21 protein-coding genes and 1 other RNA gene are annotated in these 19377 nt (G+C 68.8%); 8 read left to right on the top strand and 14 right to left on the bottom strand.

Annotation, left to right across the window (positions count from 1 at the left end; all coding sequences use genetic code 11):
* Positions 1 to 26: 26 nt before the first annotated feature.
* The 11 genes from gcvPB to LRA98_RS09740 form a co-directional block, all read right to left on the bottom strand.
* Complete coding sequence (gene gcvPB / locus LRA98_RS09790; RefSeq protein WP_238633646.1) at positions 27 to 1493, bottom strand: aminomethyl-transferring glycine dehydrogenase subunit GcvPB; 1467 nt, start codon at positions 1491 to 1493, stop codon at positions 27 to 29.
* Between the two features lie 2 nt (positions 1494 to 1495).
* Positions 1496 to 1993 carry a thiol peroxidase gene (gene tpx / locus LRA98_RS09785; protein ID WP_238633645.1) on the bottom strand — a complete coding sequence of 166 codons (498 nt, stop codon included), beginning with the start codon at positions 1991 to 1993 and terminating at the stop codon, positions 1496 to 1498.
* 40 nt (positions 1994 to 2033) lie between these two features.
* Positions 2034 to 3416 carry an aminomethyl-transferring glycine dehydrogenase subunit GcvPA gene (gcvPA, locus tag LRA98_RS09780; protein WP_201170129.1) on the bottom strand — a complete coding sequence of 461 codons (1383 nt, stop codon included), beginning with the start codon at positions 3414 to 3416 and terminating at the stop codon, positions 2034 to 2036.
* Between the two features lie 29 nt (positions 3417 to 3445).
* The gene (gcvH, locus tag LRA98_RS09775; RefSeq protein ID WP_201170128.1) at positions 3446 to 3838 is read right to left on the bottom strand and encodes a glycine cleavage system protein GcvH; all 393 of its coding nucleotides are present in this window, start codon (positions 3836 to 3838) and stop codon (positions 3446 to 3448) included.
* A gap of 55 nt (positions 3839 to 3893) precedes the next feature.
* Positions 3894 to 4976, bottom strand: a complete 1083-nt coding sequence (gcvT, locus tag LRA98_RS09770; RefSeq protein WP_238633644.1) for a glycine cleavage system aminomethyltransferase GcvT — start codon at positions 4974 to 4976, stop codon at positions 3894 to 3896.
* A 91-nt stretch (positions 4977 to 5067) separates the two neighbouring features.
* Positions 5068 to 6717 carry an ABC transporter permease subunit gene (locus LRA98_RS09765; RefSeq protein WP_201170125.1) on the bottom strand — a complete coding sequence of 550 codons (1650 nt, stop codon included), beginning with the start codon at positions 6715 to 6717 and terminating at the stop codon, positions 5068 to 5070.
* Between the two features lie 5 nt (positions 6718 to 6722).
* Complete coding sequence (locus tag LRA98_RS09760; RefSeq protein ID WP_238633643.1) at positions 6723 to 7730, bottom strand: Fe(3+) ABC transporter substrate-binding protein; 1008 nt, start codon at positions 7728 to 7730, stop codon at positions 6723 to 6725.
* Between the two features lie 93 nt (positions 7731 to 7823).
* On the bottom strand, positions 7824 to 9035 hold the full coding sequence (locus tag LRA98_RS09755; protein WP_238633642.1) for an FAD-dependent monooxygenase: 1212 nt from the start codon (positions 9033 to 9035) through the stop codon (positions 7824 to 7826).
* Positions 9032 to 10276 carry a 2-octaprenyl-6-methoxyphenyl hydroxylase gene (gene ubiH / locus LRA98_RS09750; RefSeq protein ID WP_238633641.1) on the bottom strand — a complete coding sequence of 415 codons (1245 nt, stop codon included), beginning with the start codon at positions 10274 to 10276 and terminating at the stop codon, positions 9032 to 9034. The genes LRA98_RS09755 and ubiH overlap by 4 nt, the downstream gene beginning before the upstream one ends.
* 2 nt (positions 10277 to 10278) lie before the next feature.
* The gene (locus tag LRA98_RS09745) at positions 10279 to 11637 is read right to left on the bottom strand and encodes an aminopeptidase P N-terminal domain-containing protein (RefSeq protein ID WP_238633640.1); all 1359 of its coding nucleotides are present in this window, start codon (positions 11635 to 11637) and stop codon (positions 10279 to 10281) included.
* Positions 11634 to 12188 (bottom strand): UPF0149 family protein, encoded by a 555-nt coding sequence (locus LRA98_RS09740; RefSeq protein WP_238633639.1) that lies wholly within the window; start codon positions 12186 to 12188, stop codon positions 11634 to 11636. Before LRA98_RS09740 ends, LRA98_RS09745 begins: the two co-directional genes overlap by 4 nt.
* A 117-nt stretch (positions 12189 to 12305) precedes the next feature.
* Here LRA98_RS09740 and LRA98_RS09735 point away from each other — a divergent pair, with 117 nt between their 5' ends.
* From LRA98_RS09735 to LRA98_RS09710, 6 genes are all read left to right on the top strand, one after another.
* Complete coding sequence (locus LRA98_RS09735; protein ID WP_201170117.1) at positions 12306 to 12518, top strand: TIGR02449 family protein; 213 nt, start codon at positions 12306 to 12308, stop codon at positions 12516 to 12518.
* Between the two features lie 3 nt (positions 12519 to 12521).
* Positions 12522 to 12812 (top strand): cell division protein ZapA, encoded by a 291-nt coding sequence (locus LRA98_RS09730; RefSeq protein ID WP_201170116.1) that lies wholly within the window; start codon positions 12522 to 12524, stop codon positions 12810 to 12812.
* 45 nt (positions 12813 to 12857) lie between these two features.
* Positions 12858 to 13041: non-coding RNA, 6S RNA (gene ssrS, locus LRA98_RS09725), on the top strand.
* A 54-nt stretch (positions 13042 to 13095) separates the two neighbouring features.
* Positions 13096 to 13707 carry a 5-formyltetrahydrofolate cyclo-ligase gene (locus LRA98_RS09720; RefSeq protein ID WP_201170114.1) on the top strand — a complete coding sequence of 204 codons (612 nt, stop codon included), beginning with the start codon at positions 13096 to 13098 and terminating at the stop codon, positions 13705 to 13707.
* Positions 13704 to 14168 carry an EVE domain-containing protein gene (locus LRA98_RS09715; RefSeq protein WP_238633638.1) on the top strand — a complete coding sequence of 155 codons (465 nt, stop codon included), beginning with the start codon at positions 13704 to 13706 and terminating at the stop codon, positions 14166 to 14168. The genes LRA98_RS09720 and LRA98_RS09715 overlap by 4 nt, the downstream gene beginning before the upstream one ends.
* 141 nt (positions 14169 to 14309) lie before the next feature.
* A complete protein-coding gene (locus tag LRA98_RS09710; RefSeq protein ID WP_238633637.1) occupies positions 14310 to 15320 on the top strand; it encodes a glucosaminidase domain-containing protein in 1011 nt (336 codons plus the stop codon).
* A 19-nt stretch (positions 15321 to 15339) separates the two neighbouring features.
* Here LRA98_RS09710 and LRA98_RS09705 read toward each other — a convergent pair whose 3' ends face one another.
* Both LRA98_RS09705 and ilvA read right to left on the bottom strand, forming a co-directional pair.
* The gene (locus LRA98_RS09705) at positions 15340 to 16452 is read right to left on the bottom strand and encodes a polysaccharide deacetylase family protein (protein ID WP_238633636.1); all 1113 of its coding nucleotides are present in this window, start codon (positions 16450 to 16452) and stop codon (positions 15340 to 15342) included.
* Between the two features lie 25 nt (positions 16453 to 16477).
* The gene (gene ilvA, locus LRA98_RS09700) at positions 16478 to 18049 is read right to left on the bottom strand and encodes a threonine ammonia-lyase, biosynthetic (RefSeq protein WP_238633635.1); all 1572 of its coding nucleotides are present in this window, start codon (positions 18047 to 18049) and stop codon (positions 16478 to 16480) included.
* A 70-nt stretch (positions 18050 to 18119) separates the two neighbouring features.
* On the opposite strand from ilvA, the gene rpiA reads away from it, so the two are divergent.
* Positions 18120 to 18779, top strand: coding sequence for a ribose-5-phosphate isomerase RpiA (rpiA, locus tag LRA98_RS09695; protein ID WP_201242154.1), 660 nt, complete (start codon positions 18120 to 18122; stop codon positions 18777 to 18779).
* Between the two features lie 24 nt (positions 18780 to 18803).
* Positions 18804 to 19013: a DUF2905 domain-containing protein gene (locus LRA98_RS09690; protein WP_201170103.1), complete on the top strand. Its 210-nt coding sequence runs from the start codon at positions 18804 to 18806 to the stop codon at positions 19011 to 19013.
* Between the two features lie 8 nt (positions 19014 to 19021).
* Here the strand turns inward: LRA98_RS09690 and LRA98_RS09685 are convergent, their stop codons facing one another.
* Entirely contained in the window at positions 19022 to 19261 is a 240-nt protein-coding gene (locus LRA98_RS09685) for a MoaD/ThiS family protein (protein WP_201170102.1), read from the bottom strand.
* Positions 19262 to 19377: the final 116 nt, after the last annotated feature.

Genomic DNA, 19377 nt, shown 5'->3' with positions numbered 1-19377 from the left:
TGAATCCTCCTTGTCGTGGGTGTTCGTTAGCCTTCCCAGCGCAGATCGAGCTCACGCGCGGCCTTGACGTCGTCGAGCCGGCGCACGGGCAGGCGGTACGGAGCGCCCTTGACCATGTCGATGTTCTCGCGCGCCTCCTCGCGGATGCGCACCATGGCGTCGACGAAGCCGTCGAGCTCGCGCTTGGACTCGGTCTCGGTCGGCTCGATGAGCAACGCCTCGGGCACCAACAGGGGGAAGTAGGTGGTCGGCGCATGGTAGCCGAGATCGAGCAGGCGCTTGGCGAAGTCCATGACGTTGGCGCCGAGCTCCTTGGCCTCGTGCTTGAGGCTGACGATGAACTCGTGGCTGGCCCGGCGCTCCGGGTAGGCCACGGTGAAGCCGGCCTCGCGCAGGCGCGTCATCAGATAGTTGGCGTTGAGCGTCGAGTACTCGGCCACCCGGGGCATGCCCTCGCGGCCGAGCATGCGCACGTAGGCGTAGGCACGCAGCAGAACCCCGGAGTTGCCGTTGAAGGTGCACAGCCGGCCGATGGAACTCGGGCAGTCCTGCTCGGTGAGCCAGCGGTAGTGCTCGCCCTCCTTGGTCACGCGGGGGATCGGCAGGTAAGGGAGCAGGCGCTCGCTGACACCGACCGCGCCGGCACCCGGCCCGCCGCCGCCGTGGGGCGTGGAGAAGGTCTTGTGCAGGTTCATGTGGATGACGTCAAAGCCCATGTCCCCGGGCCGCGCCTTGCCGAGGATGGCGTTGAGGTTGGCGCCGTCGTAGTAGAGCAGGCCGCCGGCCTCGTGGACGGTGGTGGCGATCTCCTCGATGCGCCGCTCGAAGACCCCCACGGTCGACGGGTTGGTGAGCATGATCCCGGCGGTCTGCGGTCCGACGGCCGCCTTGAACGCCTCCATGTCGACGTCCCCGTCGGCACCGGTGGGGATCTCGCGCACCTTGTAGCCGCACATGGTGGCGGTGGCCGGATTGGTGCCGTGGGCCGCATCGGGCACCAGGATCTCGGTGCGCCCGTCGTCGCCGCGTGCGTCGTGGTAGGCGCGAATCATGGCCACACCGGCGAACTCGCCCTGGGCGCCGGCCATCACCGACAGCGTGACATCCTGCATGCCGGTGACGACGGCCAGATCCTGCTGGAGCTCGTGGATGCAGGCCAGGAAGCCCTGCCCCGTCTCGTCGGGCGCCAGCGGATGGCGCTCGAGGAACTGGGGCAGCATCGCGAGGTTGTTGGCACCCCGCGGGTTGTACTTCATGGTGCAGGAGCCCAGCGGGTAAAAATGGGTGTCGATGGAGAAATTCTTCTGCGACAGCCGGGTGTAGTGACGCACCGTCTCCAGCTCCGAGACCTGCGGCAGTTGAGGCTGGCGCTGGCGGCGGAAACGGCGCGGGAGGCTGTCAGCCCCCGGCGCCTCCTTGGGGGCCTGGGCGTAGGCACGCCGGCCCTCACGGCTGATGTCATAGATGAGCACAGCTTCGGACTCCTCAGTCATAATCACAGGGCGCGCTGCACGTCGTCGTAGTCGGGTTCCTCGGCGATCTCGGGGACGAGCTGCGTGTACACCACCTGCCCGCCGTCATCGATGATCACCACGGCCCGGGCGCACAGGCCCTCCATGGGGCCCTCCTCGATGCGCACGCCGTAGTCGCGGGCGAAGGCCGAATCGCGCATGGCCGAGAGCATCACCACGTTGCCGACGCCCTCCGCGCTACAGAAGCGCTGCTGGGCAAAGGGCAGATCGGCGGAGACGGTGGCGAAGGTGACCTCCGCATGGCTGCGGGCCAGCTCATCGAAACGCTTGGCCGAGGCGCTGCACACCGGGGTGTCGAGACTCGGCACGATGTTGAGCACCAGCCGCCGACCGGCGAAGTCGCCCAGTCGGTGATCCTGCAGCTCGCTGTCAACCAGCCGGAAATCCGGGGCTGCCGAGCCGGTGCCCGGCAGCTCGCCGCAGGTGCGGGACGGGGTGCCCTTGAGGGTGACGGTGGCCATGGCGCGATACCTCCTCCGCGACGATGCGCGGTTGTGGGGCTCAGGCGCGGGCGCGCTGCCCGGTGTTGCGCAGGGCATCGGCCAGCGCCGCAGCGAACCGGTCGATCTCCTCGGAGGTGCGGGTCTCGGTGGCGCAGACGAGCAGCGCCGGACCCCACTCCGGGAATTCCTGACTGAGGTCGTAGCCACCGAGTACGCCGCGGTGGGCGAGCGTCGGCAGGACCTCCTCGGCAGGCGCGGGGATCCGCAGCGGGACCTCGTGGAAGAAGGGGCCGTCGAAGAGCCGCTCGACTCCATCGATGGCTGTCAGCTTCTGTACCAGCTCCCGTGTGCGCTCGTGGCTGACCGCCGCCACGCGGGCGAGCCCCTCGGCACCGAGCAGGGACAGGTGCACGGTGGCCGCGGTGACCATCAGCCCCTGGTTGGTGCAGATGTTGGACGTCGCCTTGGAGCGGCGGATGTGCTGCTCCCGGGCCTGCAATGTCAAGGTATAGCCGGTTCGCCCGTCGGCGTCGACCGTTCGCCCGACGATCCGGCCGGGCAGTTGGCGCACGTGCTGCTTGCGCGTGGTCATGTAGCCGAAGTATGGGCCGCCGGAGGCCAGCGGGATGCCCAGCGGCTGCCCCTCGCCACAGGCGATGTCGGCGCCTTCGCTGCCCCACTCGCCGGGTGGGGTCAAAAGCGCCAGAGCGACCGGGTTACAAACGGCAATGACCAAGGCGTTCAGACCGTGCGCCCAGTCGGTCAGGCGGTCCACCTCCTCGAGGGCGCCGAAGAAGTTCGGCTGCGGGACCACCACCGCGGCGAAGGGTTCGTCTTCGAAGCGGCCGAGTGCCTCGGGATCGATGCGCCCGACGGTGTCGTCCAGGGGCGCCTCCACCAGCTCGATCCCCTGGTTGGCGACAATGGTCTCGACCACGCGCCGGTAGTACGGATGCACGCTGCGCGGCATCAGTACCCGCTTGCTCTTGGCCTTGCGGTTGGCCCGCACGGCCATGAGCACCGCCTCGGCCAGCGCGGTGGCGCCGTCGTAGAGCGAGGCGTTGGAGGCGTACAGCCCGGTGAGCTCCGACATCATGGTCTGGAACTCGTAGAGCAGCTGCAGGGTGCCCTGCGACGCCTCGGCCTGATACGGCGTGTAAGCGCTGTAGAACTCACCGCGGGTGGTGATCTCCCAGACGGCCGCCGGAACGTGGTGATCGTAGGCGCCGGCGCCCACGAAGCAGGCCGGCTGCACGTCCTGCGCGGCCCGGCGACGCATAAGCTGCGTCACCTCCATCTCGTTCATCCCGGCGGGGATGGCATCGATGGACGCCTTACGCAGCGATTCGGGGATTTCGTCGAAGAGATCCTCGATCCGCTCGACGCCGATGGCGTCGAGCATCTCGCGGATCTCCTGCTCGGTATGCGGTACAAACGGCATCGTTCGGGTCCCGTGTTAGCGGACGGGTTTCAACCCTCGTCGGCCACCAGCTCCTGATAGGCGGCGGCATCCAGAAGACCGTCGATCTCACTAGTGTCGGCGGGCTGGATGCGCATGATCCACCCATCGCCGTAAGGGTCGGTGTTCACGGCCTCGGGGTTGTCGGCCAGGGCCTCGTTGCCCTGGGTGACCTCGCCACTGATCGGGGCGTAGACGTCGGAGGCGGCCTTGACCGACTCGACCACCGCGCACGCCTCTTCGGCCTGGACCTGGCTTCCGGCCTCCGGCGGTTCGACGAAGACCAGGTCGCCCAGCGACTCCTGGGCGTGCTCGGTGATCCCCACCGTCACGCTGCCATCGGCTTCCACGCGGACCCACTCGTGGTTGCGCGTGTACTTGAGGTCTTCAGGTACCTGACTCATGGGATGCGTTCCTCGCAATTCGGGGATGAATTCGCGTCTGAAAGCCGTGGAAGGGCTAGACGCATACCTTACCATGGCGGACGAAGGGCGGTTTGACACGCCGCGCGGCGGCCTCGCGGTTGCGGATGACCACGCGGAAATCGCCCTCGGCGTCGGCGGGGATGCGGGCCAGTGCGATGGGCCCGCCGAGGGTCGGCGAATGGGCGCCGCTGGTGATCACCCCGTCGCCAGCGTCAGTGCGCACGACGTAGCCCGCGCGGGCCGGGGCGCGACCCTCGACCACCAGGCCGATCAGGCGCCAGGCGACGCCCTGGCGGTGCTGCTCCTCGAGTGCCGCACGGCCGACGAAGTCGCGATCCTCCGGGGCCCACGCCACGGTCCACCCGAGCGCGGCCTCCAGCGGCGTGGTCTCCTCGTCCATCTCGTTGCCGTTGAGGTTGAGTCCGGCCTCGAGGCGCAGGCTGTCGCGGGCGCCGAGCCCGCAAGGTTGGGCGCCGGCCTCAGTCAGCCGATCCCACAGAGCGGGGGCCTGGTCGGCCGGTAGGATCAGCTCGAAGCCGTCCTCGCCGGTGTAACCGGTGCGCCCGGCAAAGACCTCACCCACCGTGGCCGCCTGGAACGGTTTACAGGCCAGCGCTGCGGCAGCCTCGTCGCCGTAGAGCTGCTCGAGCAGGGAGGTCGCCCGCGGCCCCTGGACCGCGACCATGGCCAGGTCGTCCCGGGCCTCGGCGGTGACGCCGGCCTGCTGCGCCTGTTCGAGCAGCCGCGGGCGGACCTTCTCGCGGGTGGCGGCGTTGGAGACCACGCGGTAGGTCTCCTCGTCGCGTAGGTAGACGATCAGGTCGTCGACGACACCGCCGCGCTCGTTGAGCAGGCAACTATAGAGGGCTTGGCCGGGGCGCCCGTCCAGCTTGGCGACATCGTTGGCCAGCTGTTGGCGCAGCAGGCCACGGGCAGCCGGGCCGGAGAGGTCGGTGACGGCCATATGGGAGACGTCGAACAGGCCGACGTCGCTGCGCACGGCCTGGTGTTCGGCCAGCTGAGAGCCGTAGTGAAGCGGCATCTCCCAGCCGGCGAAATCGACCACGCGGGCGCCGGCGCCCACGTGTCTATCGTAGAGCGGAGTTCTTTGCGGCATCTCTGGAATCGGTCGCTAGGGTGGCGAAATACTATACGCACAAAGTCCGATAAACCCAAACGAGGGGCCCTGAGGCGCCGGGTGCTGGGCCCTAGCGACCGCGGATCGTGCCCCGTACGAGCAGGATCACCGGCAGCAGCCCGACGCCGACCAAGGTAATCGCCGGCACCGCCGCCCGCTCCCACACGCCCTCGGTGGTGAACTCGTAGATGCGCACCGCCAGGGTATCCCAGCCGAAGGGTCGCAGCAGCAGGGTGGCGGGCATCTCCTTCATCACGTCGACGCCGACGAGCAGCAGTGCGGTGAGTAGCCCCGGGGCGAGCATGGGCACGTAGATCCGGCGGATCACCTCGCGGTCGCCGGCGCCCAGGCTTCGCGCCGCATCGCGCAAGACGGGACGGACCCGCTCGAGGCTGCTGTCCACGGCGCCGTAGGCGACTGCCATGAAGCGCACTACGTAGGCGAGGATCAGGGCAAAGATGCTTCCCGCAAGGAAGGTGGTGCCCAGTCCGCCCCAGGGGCCGACCAGGCTGGCTACCAGGTGATCGAGCCAGGTCAGCGCCAGCATGATGCCGACGGCCAGCACTGCGCCGGGTAGCGCGTAGCCCAGGGTCGCGGCGGTGACCGCGCGCTGGGTCAGCCGGTCCGGCTGCACGCGGCGCGCATAGGCCAGCAGCAGTGCGATCAGCACGGTGAGCACTGCGGCGCTGGCGCCGAGGGTGAGGGTGTTCTGGATCAGCGACCAGTAGGTGCTGTCCAGATCCTCGAGGCGCCGGGAGGCCCAGATCAGCAGCTGGATCATGGGTAAGACAAAGCCCAGCGCCAGCACGGTGCCGGCCGCCGCTGTGGCCGCCCAGCGGCGCCAACCCCGCAGCTGGATGCGCTCCAGGTGCTGGGTGCCGCCCTGGGAGAAGCGAGCCCGGCCGCGGGCCCGGCGTTCGACCCACAGCCCGGCGAGGATGATCAGCAGCAGGATGGCCGCCAGCTGCGCGGCGGCGTTGATGCTGAAGAAGCCGAACCAGGCACGGTAGATGGCCGTGGTGAACGTCTCGAAGTTGAAGATGGCTACAGCGCCGAAATCGGCCAGCGTCTCCATCAGGGCCAGGGCCGTGCCCGCGGCGATGGCCGGCCGGGCCATGGGGACGGCCACCCGGAAGAACGCCGCCCACGGTGACAGCCCCTGGATGCGGGCGGCCTCCAGGGGGCCTCGGCCCTGGGCGAGGAACGCCGTCCGGGTGAGCATGTAGACGTAAGGATAGAAGACCAGCGCCATGACCAGCACCACCCCCGGTGCCGAGCGCACCGAGGGTAGTTCGAAACCGGGGCCGATGAGCTCCCGCAGTCCGGTCTGCAGCGGGCCGGCGTACTCGAAGAAGCCGATGAATACGAAGGCCAGCACGTAGGCCGGAACCGCCAGCGGCAGCATCAGGGCCCAGTCGAAGAAGCGGCGCCCGGGGAATTCGCAGACCGCCGTCAGCCACGCCAGGCCCACGCCCAGGACCATTACGGCGCTGCCGACGCCAAAGATGAGGATGGCGGTGTTGCGCAGGATCTCGGGCAGCAGCGTGTCGGCCAGGTGGCGCCAGACCTCGTGATCCGGGTTCAGCCACGAGAACAGGGTCACCAGGATGGGCGTGAACAGCAGGCCCCCGGCGATGACTGCGAAGACACGCCAGGGGCCGATGCGCTGCCAGAGTCGGCGCAGCCTGGGGCTGCGCGCCGCGCTCGTGAGCGAGACCACGTCGCTTACCGGTACCCGGCCCGATCCATCAGCATGGTGGCCTGGCGCTGGAGCCGGCCGGCTTCGCTGACGTTGATGGTATCGGGCTTGAACTCGCCCCACCCGGCGACGATGGGATCGAGTTCGACGCCCTCCACCGCGGGATACTCAAGGTTAATGGCGGCGAACTGCTCCTGGGCGTCATCGCTGGCCAGCCACTCGAGCAGCTTTTGGGCCTTCTCGGGGTTGGAGGCGTGCCGGGTTACGCCGGCCCCGGACACGTTGACGTGGACGCCGTGGCCATCCTGATCGGGCCAGAAGACCTCGACCGGGAAGTCCGGGTCATCGCGCAGGATGCGCCCGAGGTAGTAGGTGTTGGTGATGCCCACGTCGCACTGGCCGGCCTCGATGGCCTCGAGGACCGAGGTGTCGTTGGAGAAGGGTGAGGTGGCCAGGTTGTCGACCCAGCCCTCGACGATGCGGGCTGTCTCCTCCTCGCCCTCGTGGTGAAGCATCATGGCCACCAGAGACTGGTTGTAGACTTGCTGCGAGGTCCGCAGGCACAGCCGTCCCTCCCACTGGTCGTCGGCCAGGCCGGCGTAGGTGTCGAGTTCTTCGGGATCGACCCGCTCGGGGCTGTACATGATGGTGCGTGCGCGCACGGACAGACCGAACCAGCGATCCTCCGGATCGCGCAGGTGCTCAGGGATGCGCTCGCGCAGCTGCGCCGAGTCGAGGCCGGCGAGCAGGTCGTTCTCGGTGGCCTGGTGCAGGTTGCCGGCATCCACGGTGAGCAGCACGTCCGCTGGGGTGCGCTCGCCCTCGGCCTTGAGCCGCTCCATCAGCGGGCCGGCGTCATCGGTGACGAAGCGCACGGAGATCCCGGTCTCTTCGGTGAAACGCTCGAGAATGGGGCTGATCAGGTGATCCTGGCGCGCCGAATAGACGGTCAGCTCATCGTCACCGGTGTCGCACCCGGTTACCAAGACGGCTCCTGCGACCAGCGCGGTCACGACGGGGATTCGACGGAACATGGGTTCTCCCTGTGTTTGGTCCATGACAGCGATCGATGATAATGATTCTTGTTTCTGGCTGGCAAGCGTCTTGTCACCCTGGACCGGAATTCGTTACACGCCAGGTCCGCGGGCGAGCTCCGGGAGGTCGCCGTGGAGGCCCATCAGACCGGTCATCAGCGCCTGTCGCAGGGGCGGCAAGCGGGCCGCGATGCGTAGCCCCGTGCCTCGCAGCAGGGGCAACGGCGCTGCCTGCGCGCCGAAAAGCCACTGGGTGATGTCCAGACCGTTCTGCATGCGCGCGTTGCTGCCCCGGCGACGCCGCTCGTAGCGACGCAGCGGGCCGATGCCGCCCGGATCGCGCCCGGCCGAGTGGGCCTCCAGGACGCACTCGATCAGCGTGGCGGCATCCAGCAGGCTGAGGTTCACTGCCTGCGCGGCCAGCGGGTGCACCGTGTGGGCCGCATTGCCGACCAGCGCCAGTCGCGGTCCGATGTAGCGCTCCGCACGCCCGCGGATCAGCCGTTGTGCCTGGCGGGCGGATGACGCCTCGATGCCGCCGAGCACGGCGCCGCTGGCGATCTCCACCTGATGGTGAAACGAGCTGCTGTCTGCCTCCAGTAGCCGCCGAGCGCGCGACCGGGGGACCGGCCAGAGCAGGGCTGACTCGTGCTCGTCGAGGGGCAGCAGGGTCAACGGCTCGTCGCCGCAGAAGCGCTGGCGGACGGTGTGCCCCGGGGGGCGCTCGGTGCGGATCCGGGCGATCACGGCGTCCTGGCCGTAACCGGCGCGGCGCCAGCGGATACCCGCCAGCCGGCGCAGGGGGGAGTTGTCGCCGTCGGCGGCCACCAGCAGCCTGGCGGTCAGCGCCTGCCCGTCCTCGAGGTGAATGGTCAGCCGCTGCCGGTCGGCGGCGATGTCGCGGACAGGGCCCGTGGCTAGGCGGCGCGTCTGCGGTAGGGCGTCGAAGAGCTCGCGCAGGGCGCGGTCAATCACGCCCCGTTCAACCACGTGCCCGAGGCGCGTCTCGCCGACTTCACAGGCGCTGAGGGTCAGGTGAGCCGCGGCGTTGCAGTCCTCCAGTTCCAGCGCCTCGATCGGGTAGGTGCGGTCCCGGGTGATGAAGGGCCAGCCACCGAGATGGCGCAGGACCCGCTCGGATACGATGTCGATCACCGAGTGCCGGGGCTCGCTCCCCGGTGCCGGGGCCGCACAAACCTCTGCGGCATCCAGCAGGGTGACCGCCAGGCCGCCTCGAGCGAGTCCGACGGCGGTCGCCAGCGCCGACGCGCCGGCGCCCTGGATAATGACGTCCGCTTCCTTCACGACGAGTCCTCCCCGGTGGCCTCCGGTGGTCGGCAGGCGGCGACCGGCAACGGGCCGATCCGCCCGGCGCCGGTGCGCAGCAGGGTGCGCCGCATGGGGGGGCAGCGCTGCAGGGCGGCCAGTCCGGCACTGCGCGCCAGCCGCAGCAGCGGGTGGGCTGACCCGAAGCCGCTCACCAGGGTGTTGGTAAAGGCCCGCGTGCGCAGGAGATCCTCGGAGCGTCGCCGGACGTAGGCCCGGAGCAGCGGTTCGGCGCCGGGGTCGCCGCCGCCGGCGCGGCTGTCGCCGATGAGCTCGACCAGCGTCGCCGCGTCGCGCAGAGCGAGGTTGAGGCCCTGTCCGGCGACCGGGTGCAGGGTATGCGCCGCATTGCCAAGCAGCAGCACCCGGCCGGTATACGGGGTCGGGGTGTAGCGTTCCACCAGCGGGTAGGTGAGGCGGTGACCGCAGCTGCGGAAGGGGCCCAGGCGGTAGCCGAAGGCCTGCTGGAGGGCGGCCAGGAACCGCGCATCGTCGCCGTCGCGGTAGGCCTCGGCGCGTTCCGGCGGCACGGACCAGACGATGGCGCAGCGCCCCTCGGCGATGGGCAGCAGCGCCAGGGGGCCGGCTCGGGTGAAGCGCTCGAAGGCCCAACCCTGGTGGTGTCGAGCCGGCGTCACGGTGGTGATCACCGCGCTCTGGCGGTAGTCACGGCTGCGCACCGAAAGTCCGGCCAGCTTGCGGGTCTGGGAACCGGCTCCGTCCGCGGCGACGAGCAGGCGCGCGCTGAGCCGTTGCTCGCCGTCGGTCCCGGCCGAGGTCACCCGGACGCGATCGCTGCCCTGTTCCACGGCCTGCACCTGAGCGGGACTGATCAGGGTGATGCGCTCGTCGGTTTCCAGACGCTCGCCGAGGACGGTGCCCATCTGCCGGTTGGCGAGCAGCCAGCCAAGCGCATCCACCCCCTCTTGCCCGGCGTCGAAGTGGACGAAGCCCCAGCCGCCCTGCTCCGATACGTGGATGTGTCGGATCGGGGTGAGCACCGACCGCACTGGTTGCCACAGCCCCCAGGCGTCGAGGATGTAGCGGCTGGAGGGGGCGAGGGCCGTATGGCGTTCATCGAAACTTGGCTGTGCACCATGATCCGCTGGGACCGGCTCGATCACCGCCACGCGCAGCCCGGCCTGGGCCAGCCCGCAGGCCAGGGCGCCGCCGACCAGGCCGCCGCCGGCGATGATGATGTCGTAGGGCTCGGTCTCCAACGTCAGTCGAAATCTCCACTTTCCTCGTAGCCCGCGCCGCGCACGGCGCCCATCAGATCCTCGATGGCCTCGGGCGTTTTCGGGACGCCGCTGGTGAGCACGCGCGGAGTCTCCCGTTCGACAACCACGTCGTCCTCGATACGCACGCCGATCCCGTGCCAGCGACGGTCCACCCCCTCGCTGCCCGGTGGGCAATAGAGCCCCGGCTCGACGGTCACCACCATGCCGGGATGGAGGACGCGCCACGCTCCCTCTACTGCATAGCTGCCGACGTCGTGCACGTCCAGTCCCAGCCAGTGCCCGGTGCGGTGCGGGAAGAAGCGCCGGTGGGCGCCCTGCTCGATCAGGCCGTCGACTTCGCCTTCAAGCCAGCCAAGATCCACCATGCCCTGGGTGAGGATGCGCGTGGCGGTGCGGTGGAAGGCGTCGAAGTCGTTGCCGCTGCGCACCTGCTCGATAGCTGCCTCCTGGGCGGCGAGGACCACGTCGTAGACGGCCCGCTGTTCGGCGCTGAAGGAGCCGCTGACCGGGAAGGTGCGGGTGATGTCCGCGGCGTAGCCGTCCACCTCGGCGCCGGCGTCGATGAGCACCAGATCGCCCTCGCGCAACCGGTCGCGCAGGGTGATGTAGTGGAGCACGCAGGCGTTGGCGCCCCCAGCGACAATGCTCGGGTAGGCCGCCTCGCCGCCGTGGCGATGGAAGATGCCGAGCAGTTCGGCAGCCAGGGTGTACTCGGGCATGTCCGGCTGCACCACCTGCATGGCGCGCCGGTGGGCGGCCACCGAGATGCCGGCGGCCCTGCGCATGGCCTCCAGTTCAGCCGGGCGCTTGATCAGGCGCTGCTCGTGGATGTTGTGATCGAGCAGTTCGAAGCTGCTCGGCGCCACGCTTAGGCCACGGGCGCGTTCGCGGCCGGCCTGCAGCCATTGCAGCAGCCTGCGATCCCAGTGTTCGTCGCGCCCCAGCGGACCGATGAGCCGCTCCCGGCCGACGAGCAGATCGGGCAGGCGTTGATCAAGCTCGCTCAGCGGCCAAGCCTGGTCAGCGCCGTAGGCCGCACAGGCCGCCTCGGGACCGGTGCGTGCCCCGGCCCAGCGCTCCGCGTCGGGATCCCGCTCGCGGACGAACAGGATGTACTCGCCTTCGGGCCGGCCCGGGGCGATGACCGCTACGGCGTCCGGCTCCGGGAAGGCGGTGAGGTAGCGGAAATCGCTGTCCTGGCGGAACGGATGATCCACGTCGCGATTGCGCGGCTGCTCCCGTGCCGCCGGGATCACCGCCACCGCGGCCTCGCCCATGCGCCGTGCCAGGGTCTCCCGCTGCTCGCGGGCGAGCTGCCGGAAGTCGATGGCCTCGCTCATGAGTTCTGCGCCTCGATGCTCGGGTGCCCCATGTGCTCGCGGCAGAGCAGGACGCCGACGCGGATGTACTCGAGCAGCTCCGTGTAGGACGCCTCATCATCCTCGTCGTCGGCTGGCTCGGCGGCAACCCGGGCGATCTCGGCCAGGTCGCTGAGGAACTCGCGGACCTCGGCGGGCAGTTCGGTGTCCTGGCCGGGCTCGGTGCGCCCAATCCCGAACAGGAACCCGCTGCTCCAGGCGGCCAGGGCGCGGACCCGCTCGTTCAGCGGCTCGTCCTCGGGCGGCAGCAGCGGCGCAAAGCCCATGGCGTCGTCAGCGAGTTCGGTGGCGGTTTCGTCGTAGAGCAGCGTCAGGGTCTCTAGGCAGGCGCGGGCCGACTCGCCGCGCGGTTCGGTATCCGCCAGCACCTCGGCGATCCAGTGCGCCTGCCCGGCCTCGCCGGTGCCGCTGAGCATACCGGCCAGCATCCCGTGGGCTTCGGCTGCACCCACCGGCGTACCGACCGCCTCGAGGACCTCGGCGACCCCCTGATAACGTTGTCCGGAAGCCATGGCTCGTCCACCCTCATCTGTCGTGGAACCGGGATGGTCCCATCTTAACAGCGGCGCTGCCGATTGACCGTGCCCGACCGGCGCACTATAGTCGGCGATCAGGGGAGGTGACTCCAAGTGTCTGATTACTCGGTCGAAGAGCTGGTGCGTCTGGAGCAGCGCATCGAGCAGCTGCTGCGCCAGCACGAGCGCCTGCGCGAAGAAAACCGCCTGCTTCGCCAGGCGCAGGAGCAGCTCCAGGCGGATCGGGCCGCGCTTCAGGAGAAGAACGAACTCGCCCGGTCCCAGATCGAGTCGATGATCAGCCGGCTCAAGGCGATGGAGCAGTAGCGCATGACCGAAGCGGTCAAGGTACGCATCCTCGATCAGGACTTCACCGTGGCGTGTCCCGAGGACGCCAAAAACGAGCTGTTGCAGTCCGCGGACTATGTGGATCGCAAGATGCGCGAGATCCGCAAGAGCGGCAATGTGGTCGGCACGGATCGGGTTGCCGTGGTGGCGGCGCTGAACATCGCCTACGAACTGCTCAGCGTCCAGGCCGAGAACGAGCAGCTGGCAGACGTACGCCAGCGCCTGGCCCGGCTGGACGCGCGCATTTCGGAGGCTGTCGACGGTGGCTCCTGAGATTGCTTGCACGAAACCCTGCCGTGGGTGATCATGGAGTCACGGCATCCCCTGCGGTGTTCGATCTCAGGCCGAGTTATCTTGAGCCTCAGAGCAATGCCCAAGGGACCGGGCGTGGGTTGACCGGTGTGCATGTCCGCTTCGAGCGGAAAGCCTAAGGCAGCTCCCCCCGTCCCTACCTGAACCGAAGGGTTCAAGGGCAGGCCTGTACGGCATACGCGGGGGGTGTCCTTTTTCCCTTGCCGCGCATACCTCCTTCCCCCTTGTGTCGAGGAGTGCCGCCTTGGCTGCCAAGCGCGACATCCGCCGTCGCTTGCGCGAGCACCGTCGCCGGATCCCTGCCAGCGACCGTCGTCGTGCCGGACTCCGCTTGCGCGACGAGGTGCTCAGGCTGGTCGTGACCCGGGGCCTGCATCGCGTAGCCGGATACCTCGACGCCGACGGCGAGGCGCCTACCGGGGCGATCCTCACGGCACTGCACCAGCGCGGGAGGGCTGTCTACCTGCCGGCGTTGCGTCGGCACGGTCGCCGCATGGCCTTCCGGCGCTGGGTCCCGGGCACTCCGCTGCGCCCCAATCGGTACGGAGTCCCCGAGCCGCCGCCCGCGCTGGCGGACGAGGTGCCGGTGCGGGGGCTGGATCTGGTGCTGGCTCCGCTGGTTGCCTTTGATCCCGCCGGGCGGCGGCTCGGTATGGGCGGCGGATTCTACGACGCCACCTTCGCCCGAATGCGCCGCTACCCCTGGCACCCTCCGCGGATCGTTGGCCTGGCGTTCAGCACGCAGCAGGTGGCGGAGCTGCCCGGCGAAGCCTGGGACCTGCCCCTTGACGGGGTGATCACCGAGCGTGGCTATGTCAGTCTGCCGGTACGCACGATCCGGCAGGAGGCGGCATGAACCGCTGGTTGATGAAGTCCGAGCCCGACGTGTTCGGCATCGAGGATCTCGCTGCGGCCCCGCAGGGGACTGATCGTTGGGATGGGGTGCGCAATTATCAGGTGCGCAACATGATCCGTGATCACATGCGTCCGGGTGATGTGGCCTTCTTCTACCACTCCAACACCCGTCCGCCGGGGGTGGTCGGGTTGATGGAGGTGGTCAGCGACCCTTACCCGGATCCTACGGCTTTCGATCCTGACGACCCCCACTACGACCCGAAAAGCACCCCGGAGGCGCCCCGCTGGTTCTGCGTCGATGTCCGCTTTCGCGAGCGCCTGTCCCGCCGGGTCACCCTTCAGGAGCTGCGGGAGTGCCCCGAGCTTGAGGGGTTCCCGTTGATCCGGCGGGGCAATCGTCTGTCCATTGTCCCGGTCACCGAGGCGCAGTGGACGGCCATCCTCCGCCTGGCCGACGACTGAGCGGGGCCTTTCCAACCCGGGTGCGTCGCCGGCGTCCGCGGTCGGTGGGCTCATCTTCCCGTCGACGCGGCCGATCCCCTCTCCACGGGCCGGCGCCATGGCAGCGCCGGCATCAGCCCACAAAAGGGAGCCGACGCGATCATGAACGAATCCGGCACCAGAGACTGGCGCATGGGGCGCTGGGTGGTCATCAGCGCGATCCTGGCGGTGTTTTTCGCCGCGCCGGTGGCTTACTGGGGTTACCAGTCGTTTGAGGAGCGGGTCGACGGGCAGCCACCGCCGGAGGTCGTGGATCCGGAGCCGTTTCGGGTCCCCGAGCTGACCTTCATCGAAGCCGACAGCAGTGAGGTTCTGCTTGAGCGTCTGCGCGAGCACGGCGGCGAGCAGTGGCCTCCCGACGAAGTGGTTCCGGCGGTGACTGCGGGTAGCTTCCCCGAGGACCTCGACGAGGTGGACGTGCAGACCCGCAAGGAGGTCTTCTTCCGTATCCTGACGCCCATCGTACTGGCAGAAAATGCCCGTCTGCGCGAGGCCCGCGCGTTCGTGGTCGAGGCCGGGGCCCGTCGCGACGAGCTCGACGGTGCCGCCGGCGAGCGCCTGGAGGCCCTGGCCGAGCACTACCGGGTCGATCTCGACGACGACGATGCCATTGAGGTGTTGCTCCACCGGCTCGACGAGATCCCGCCGGATATGGCTCTGGCCCAGGCCGCCAACGAGAGCGGCTGGGGAACCTCGCGCTTCACCCGGCAGGCCAACAACCTCTTCGGCGAGTGGACCTGGACGCAGGAGGAGGGTCTGGTCCCCGAGCGTCGCGGCGAAGGTGAGAGCCACCGCATCCGGGTTTTCCCGTCCCTGCAGCGCTCCGTGCGCTCCTACTACTTCACCCTCAATGTCGGGCACGCCTACGACGATCTGCGTGATCTGCGCGCCGAGATGCGGGATGAGGCGCGGGAGCTCGACGGGGAGGCACTGAGCGCCGGATTGACGGCCTACTCGGAACGCGGCCAGGCCTACGTTGAAGAGGTGCGCTCGATGATCCGTTTCAACGAACTCGCACGGATCAACGGCCTGCGTCTCGACGAGGTCGAGCACGAGCCGACGCAGCTGGCCGAAGCCGGGGGGCCGGACGAGGCGGAGGCGGCCGGCGAGTGATCGCCTCCGCCGCCCCGGGTCAGGGGTTGAGCCACTGCTTGCTGAACCAGAAGAAGCGCCCGCTGCCGTCGCGGTGCGGCGCGGTGCAGTTGTAGCGGGCGCGACCCTTGCCGAAGGGCTCCTCGGCCTGCACGGCGAAGCGGGTCTGCTCGTCGTCCAGCCATTCCACCTCCATCGCCCCCTGGCCACTGGCGAAGCAGTTCAGGCGGCCGGCGCCGACGTCGTGGTCCTCGGCCAGCTGGATCTCCATGCGCGGCGGGTTGTTGTCCGCGTCGAGGAGCGGGTCGAAGGGTTCCATCGACTCGACGGGCAGCGGCAGGCTGTTGGCACGCAGTTCGAAGTCCTCCATGTCGCCGAACTGTTCGTTGACCGCGAAGCGCGGCAGGGCACGCTTGTCGCTGAGTGTTCCGATGGCCCCGGAATGCTGTCCGAAAGCGGTGTACCCCTTGTCACGAAGCAGGTCGGCCAGTTCCGGGTTGTACTCGCCGAAGGGGTAGGCGTAGAGCTTCGGGTCGGTGTTCACGTCCTCGCCGAGTTCCTCCTGCAGGCGCTGCTGGGCGTTGTCGACGTCCTCGCGCATGCGCGCCCGCCACGCCTCGTCGTCCTCCTCGTCATCCCGGCGGACGAGGTAGTCGTGGCTGGAGGAGTGATTGGCGAAGCGGACGAGGCCAGAGTCGCGCATCTCGCGCATCTGCTCCCAGTCCATATAGGCGGAGCGGCCCGAGTCGACGTCGTCGGTGGCGACGAAGACCGTCATTGGCCAGTCGCGCTCCTTCAGGCGGGGGAACGCCTCCTCGTACACGGAGGCGTAGGCGTCATCGACGGTAATCGATACCGTCCGTTCCGGGAGCTCGCCACCGTGGCGGAGCACGTCGATGACCCACTCGACGGGCCAGACGTTGAAGTCCTCCTCCTCAAGGTAGTCGAGCTGTGCCTCGAACTGCTCGAGCCGGACGCTGGTGGACGGATAGCGGTCCTCGCCGAAGCGGTGATACATGAAGACGACGGCGCTGCCCCGGGGCTCGGCCTGCGGATCCTTTTCCGGCGGCTGTTGCCCGAGGGCGTGGCTGCTGCCGCCCGCCGTTAGGGCGGCCAGGGTGATGCCGAGCGGCAGCCAGGTGCATCGGTGCATAGGGCATCTCCTCGTGTGTACGGGTTCAGCTGAGGAACAGCTTGTAAGCGGGGTTGTCCGTTTCCTCTACGAAGTTGTATTCGAGCTCGTGCAGAAAGTCCTGGAACGCCTCGCGTGCGTCGTCCGGCACCTGGATCCCGCACAGCACCCGGCCGTAGGCAGCGCCGTTATTGCGATAGTGGAACAGGCTGATGTTCCAGCGCTCGCCCAGGCTGCCCAGAAACTGCATCAGCGCGCCGGGGCGCTCCGGGAATTCAAAGCGGTAGACCACCTCATCGGCGACGCCGTGGCCGCGCCCGCCGACCATGTGGCGGACGTGGACCTTGGCCATCTCATCCTGGGTCAGGTCGAGCACCGGATAGCCCCGCTCGCGCAGTCGGTCGACCAGCGCATGGCGCTCGGCGGCGCCGTCCTGCAGCGCCACGCCGGCGTAGACGTGGGCGGTTTCCGGGTCGGCCATGCGGTAGTTGAACTCGGTGATCGGCCGCTCGCCGATGGTCTCGCAGAAGCGGCGAAAGGCGCCGGGGCGCTCGGGGATGGTCACCGCCAGGACCGCCTCGCGGTGCTCGCCCAGCTCGGCGCGCTCGGCTACGTGGGACAGCCGCGAGAAGTTCATGTTGGCGCCGCTGTTGATCGCCACCAGGGTTTCGTTGCGGATGCCGTGCGCGCTGGCGTATTTCTTGGCGCCAGCCACACCGAGTGCCCCGGCCGGCTCCAGAATGGAGCGGGTCTCCTCGAAGACCTCCTTGATCGACGCGCAAATCTCATCGGTACTGACCAGCACCACCTCGTCGATGTGGCGGCGCAGGATGGGCCAGGTATGCTCGCCGATCTGGCGCACCGCCACGCCGTCCGCGAACAGCCCCACTTGATCGAGGCGGACGCGCTCGTCGCGCTCGAGGCTGGTGGCCAGGGTCGGGGCATCCTCGGGCTCGACGGCCACGATGCGGATATCCGGGCGCAGCTGGCTGATGTAGACGGCGATGCCCGCGGCCAGTCCGCCGCCACCGACCGGGATGAACACGGCATGGATGTCGCGCGGGTGCTGGTGGAGGATCTCCATGCCCACCGTGCCCTGGCCGGCGATGACGTCCGGGTGGTCGTAGGGTGGGATGTAGGTCAGGCCGTGGCTGTCGATCAGTTCTTGCGCCTTGCCCGACGCGGCGTCGTAGCCGTCGCCGTGCAGCACGACGTTGCCGCCGAAGCGGCGCACCGCGTCCACCTTGATCTGCGGTGTGGTCCGCGGCATGACGATGGTGGCCTCGATGCCGAGCCGTCGCGCCGAGAGCGCAACACCCTGGGCGTGGTTGCCCGCCGAAGCGCAGATCACTCCGCGTTGGCGGGCCTCCTCGGAAAGGCGGATGATGCGGTTGTAGGCGCCGCGCAGCTTGAAGGAGAAGACCGGCTGGAGATCCTCGCGCTTGAGCAGCAGGTGGTTGCCCATGCGCGCTGAGAGGATCGGCGCGGCCTCCAGCGGCGTCTGCTCGGCGACGTCGTAGACACAGGCGGTCAGGATGCGCTCAAGGTAGGCGCGCTGATCCTGTTCCAGCGCCGGTTTGTCGGCGTCGGGCTTGACTTGGTTATGATGGGTAGCCATATCACCTACAGCATACCGCTAGCGGCGGTCGTACCGAACCCACTTGGATCAAAATGCATCAGGAGTCGAGATGAGCGATCAGGGCAAGCGTCTGGCCGCCGAGGCGGCGCTGGAGTACGTCGAGGAAGACGCCTATGTCGGCGTCGGGACTGGCTCGACGGTCAATCTGTTCATCGATGCCCTGGCAGACATGCGCGATCGCATCGCCGGGGCGGTCTCCAGCTCGGAGGCCAGCACCCAGCGGCTGCGTGACCGCGGCATCGACGTGACCGACCTCAACAGTGCCGGCCGCTTGCCGGTCTACATCGACGGGGCCGACGAGGCCAACCGCTTCCTGCAACTGATCAAGGGCGGTGGCGGGGCGCTGACCCGCGAAAAGATCGTTGCTTCGGCCTCGGACCGGTTCGTCTGCGTGGCCGATGAGGGCAAGATGGTCGATGTCCTCGGTGCCTTCCCGCTTCCGGTGGAGGTGATCCCGATGGCGCGCAGCACCGTGGCCCGGGAGCTGGTTCGGCTCGGCGGCCGGCCGGAGCTGCGCGAGGGGTTCACCACCGACAACGGGAACGTGATCCTCGACGTTCACGGTCTGTCGATCACCGAGCCCATGAAGCTCGAGCAGACCCTGAACAATATCCCCGGCGTGGTGACCAACGGGATCTTCGCCCTGCGCCCGGCGGATTTGTTGCTGCTCGGCAGCGACTCGGGGGTCCGGCGTCTGACGGCCGAGTAAGGGCGTCCGCAACGGGAGGTCGTGTTGTCGGACATCCCTCGCCTGCTCATCGTCCTCGGGATCCTGCTGGTTCTGGTCGGGCTGGCCTGGCCTTGGATCGACAAGCTCGGTCTGGGGCGCCTGCCCGGGGACATCGCCATCGAGCGCGATGGATTCCGCTTCTACTTCCCCATCACCACCATGCTGCTGGTCAGCGCGGTGGTGACCCTGCTGCTGTGGCTGTTCCGCAAATAGCCCCAGGGCTAGCCACCGCTGACCGGTGGCAGCAGAACCAGGACGCTGTCGTCGTCCACCCGCGTATCCGGCGGGACCAGGGTATCGCCCACGGCCACGGCCACCTGCGGCAGGTGCTCGGCCAGCCCCGGGCAGGCCACGGCGGCCGCATCGAGCGCCGCGGCCACCGTGCCCTCGGGCGGGGCCGGCAGCTCGAGCCGGGTTGCTCCGGCGGCCTCGGTCAGTACCCCGTACAGTTCCAGTTGCATGGCCGTCTCCTTCCCCCGCCAGGCTGGACCTCTCCCCGTGGACCGGTCACAATCGCCGCATCCCGGCGCGGTTCGCGCTCCGTTCGTTCTTGCCGCTGAACAGGTTCTCGCATGGA

Source organism: Halorhodospira sp. M38, assembly GCF_022227985.1.
In the GTDB taxonomy this organism is placed as follows: Bacteria; Pseudomonadota; Gammaproteobacteria; order Nitrococcales; family Halorhodospiraceae; genus Halorhodospira; species Halorhodospira halophila_A.
Note: the sequence above shows the minus strand (reverse complement) of the source record. Positions and strands in the feature narration are given on the sequence as shown.